Genomic DNA, 3,479 nt, shown 5'->3' with positions numbered 1-3,479 from the left:
CCCAGGATGTGATGAGCCGACATCGAGGTGCCAAACGACGCCGTCGATATGGACTCTTGGGCGTCATCAGCCTGTTATCCCCGGCGTACCTTTTATCCGTTGAGCGATGGCCCATCCACACGGGACCACCGGATCACTATGACCGACTTTCGTCTCTGCTCGACTTGTTGGTCTCGCAGTCAGGCAGGCTTTTGCCATTATACTCGACGAACGATTTCCGACCGTTCTGAGCCTACCATCGCACGCCTCCGTTACTCTTTGGGAGGCGACCGCCCCAGTCAAACTGCCCACCATGCGCTGTCCCGGCCCCCGCTGAGGGGACGCGGTTAGATATCCATAACCATTAGGGTGGTATTTCACATTGCGGCTCCACCCCAGCTGGCGCCGGAGCTTCAAAGCCTACCACCTATTCTACACAAACAGTCACGAATACCAGTGCAAAGCTACAGTAAAGGTGCACGGGGTCTTTCCGTCTGACCGCAGGAACCCCGCATCTTCACGGGGAATTCAATTTCACTGAGTCTATGTTGGAGACAGCGGGGAAGTCATTACGCCATTCGTGCAGGTCGGAACTTACCCGACAAGGAATTTCGCTACCTTAGGACCGTTATAGTTACGGCCGCCGTTTACCGGGGCTTCAATTCAAGGCTTGCACCTCTCCTTTTAACCTTCCGGCACCGGGCAGGCGTCAGACCCTATACGTCATCTTGCGATTTCGCAGAGCCCTGTGTTTTTGCTAAACAGTTGCCACCCCCTGGTCTGTGCCCCTCCACTCCGCTTGCGCGAAGTGAAGGCCTCCTTATCCCGAAGTTACGGAGGCAAATTGCCGAGTTCCTTCAACATAGTTCTCTCAAGCGCCTTGGTATACTCTACCAGTCCACCTGTGTCGGTTTCGGGTACGGTCTGATGTGGAGGCTATTTCCTGGAACCCCTTCGAGGCCCGACCAATCCAGTAAGGTCGAACAACATACGGAATTCGTCACCATCCACTGGCTGCAGAATATTCACTGCATTCCCATCGACTACGCCTTTCGGCCTCGCCTTAGGGACCGGCTAACCCTGCGCAGATTAACTTTACGCAGGAACCCTTGGACTTTCGGCGACACTGTCTTTCACAGTGTTTGTCGTTACTCATGCCAGCATTCGCACTTCTGATACCTCCAGGCGCTCTCACGAGTCGCCCTTCGCAGGCTTACAGAACGCTCCGCTACCGCGTACGCTTGCGCGCACACCCTAAGCTTCGGCTCGTGGCTTGAGCCCCGTTACATCTTCGGCGCAGAAACCCTTATTTAGACCAGTGAGCTGTTACGCTTTCTTTAAAGGATGGCTGCTTCTAAGCCAACCTCCTGGTTGTTTTGGGATTTCCACATCCTTTCCCACTTAGCCACGAATTAGGGGCCTTAGCTGTAGGTCAGGGTTGTTTCCCTCTCCACGACGGACGTTAGCACCCGCCGTGTGACTCCCGCATATTGCTTTCGGGTATTCGGAGTTTGGTTGGGTTTGGTAAGACGGTAAGTCCCCCTAGCCCATCCAGTGCTCTACCCCCCGAAGCATTCATGCGAGGCGATACCTAAATATCTTTCGCGGAGAACCAGCTATTTCCCAGTTTGATTGGCCTTTCACCCCTAACCACAGGTCATCCGAGTCTTTTTCAACAGACACCGGTTCGGTCCTCCAGTGGGTGTTACCCCACCTTCAACCTGCCCATGGCTAGATCACTAGGTTTCGGGTCTAATCCAACGAACTTGACGCCCTATTCAGACTCGCTTTCGCTACGCCTCCACCTATCGGCTTAAGCTTGCTCGTTAAATTAAGTCGCTGGCCCATAATACAAAAGGTACGACGTCACTCAGAACGAATCTTGAGCTCCGTCTGTTTGTAGGTGTCCGATTTCAGGTCTTTTTCACTCCCCTCGTCGGGGTGCTTTTCACCTTTCCCTCACGGTACTTGTTCGCTATCGGTCGCTGAGGAGTACTTAGGCTTGGAGGGTGGTCCCCCCATGTTCAGACAGGATTGCACGTGTCCCGCCTTACTCAAGGACGAATGCTTGCATTACCCGTACGGGGCTATCACCCTCTAAGGCCCTGCTTTCCTGACAGGTTCCGGTTGTCTTACATTCGCCACTGGCCTGGTCCGCGTTCGCTCGCCACTACTAACGGAGTCTCGGTTGATGTCCTTTCCTCCAGGTACTTAGATGTTTCAGTTCCCTGGGTTCGCTTAAAACCTCCTATTTTATTCGGAAGTCTCATACCTTCTCTTGATAACCGGAAATCCAAGACCTCGCGGTCTGGTTCACGTTCTTCACGCACCCCAAAACTCAAATCTCGCGACTCTAGGTCTTAAGATTCAAGGTCTTGGAGTTCCGGCTATCGAAGGTGGGTTTCCCCATTCGGAAATCCGTGGATCAAAGCTTCTTCGCAGCTCCCCACGGCTTATCGCAGCGTAGCACGTCCTTCATCGCCTCTCAGCGCCAAGGCATCCGTCGAACACCCTTAAGGCACTTGATTGCTCTCATTATCAATGTCCACACACTCGGCAGAATGTTAGCTGCGATTGCCGCTTCAAAGTTGCCCTTGATGCAGTGCGCCCTCGACGAACGCACGCTCTTCGCAGCTGGACACTGATTAGAAAGACCAGCTTGCTTCATAAGATCGGCCCGATGACGAGGCGGTCAAGCTTCGTCAACAAGATCGTTTTACAACTCGCTTCATCTTACGACGAAGCAAGCGCCGAAAACGATCTGGAGATAGTGAAGGATCCGCGCGAATTGCTCCGCACGACCCAACTCGGATCGATCTCCTCTTCACGATGTCAGAAATCACGCATGCCGCTCCATCCGGAGTGGGGCATGCGAAACTGTTTGTCTTCGCGGACTATGGTCTGGTTACGAGGTCGTTAGCTAGCCTTCGTCTTCGTTGGCCTACCGAGCCGAAGCTCCGAAGGAGCGAAGGCTGGTGGAGCCAGACGGGATCGAACCGACGACCTCATGCTTGCAAAGCACGCGCTCTCCCAGCTGAGCTATGGCCCCGTACCAGAGAACGAAAGCAGCGAGCTGTCTTGAAACGCACGTCAGATGAAGTGGTGGGCCTGGGAAGACTTGAACTTCCGACCTCACGCTTATCAAGCGCGCGCTCTAACCAACTGAGCTACAAGCCCCTAACGACGAGAGGCTCCGTGCCAGCATCAAGATGCAGCACAGGCGCAGCCCCTGGCGCGTGTTCGTCCGCGAAGAAAGAGAAACGAAGACGGCGGCGTCCCGCCAATGGAGCTCAACGATCTGGCGATCGATGGCCCCTGAATGTTTCTGAAGAGATCCGAGAGAACTGCACCATCCGAAGATGGGCACTTCGTACCAAGGATCATCCTTAGAAAGGAGGTGATCCAGCCGCAGGTTCCCCTACGGCTACCTTGTTACGACTTCACCCCAGTCGCTGACCCTACCGTGGCCGGCTGCCTCCATTGCTGGTTAGCGCACCGTC

General features: G+C 54.5%; 2 tRNA genes and 2 rRNA genes. All 4 read right to left on the bottom strand.

Annotation, left to right across the window (positions count from 1 at the left end):
- A 23S ribosomal RNA gene (locus RCO31_RS34525) occupies positions 1–2,507 on the bottom strand; the annotation flags it as partial.
- A gap of 445 nt (positions 2,508–2,952) precedes the next feature.
- Positions 2,953–3,028, bottom strand: a tRNA-Ala gene (locus RCO31_RS34520).
- 51 nt (positions 3,029–3,079) lie between these two features.
- Positions 3,080–3,156: transfer RNA gene (locus RCO31_RS34515), tRNA-Ile, on the bottom strand.
- 213 nt (positions 3,157–3,369) lie between these two features.
- A 16S ribosomal RNA gene (locus RCO31_RS34510) occupies positions 3,370–3,479 on the bottom strand; the annotation flags it as partial.

Origin of the sequence: Bradyrhizobium sp. LHD-71 (genome assembly GCF_031157255.1) — a bacterium.
Lineage (GTDB): Bacteria > Pseudomonadota > Alphaproteobacteria > Rhizobiales > Xanthobacteraceae > P52-10.
This window is presented reverse-complemented; position numbering and strand designations above follow the sequence as displayed.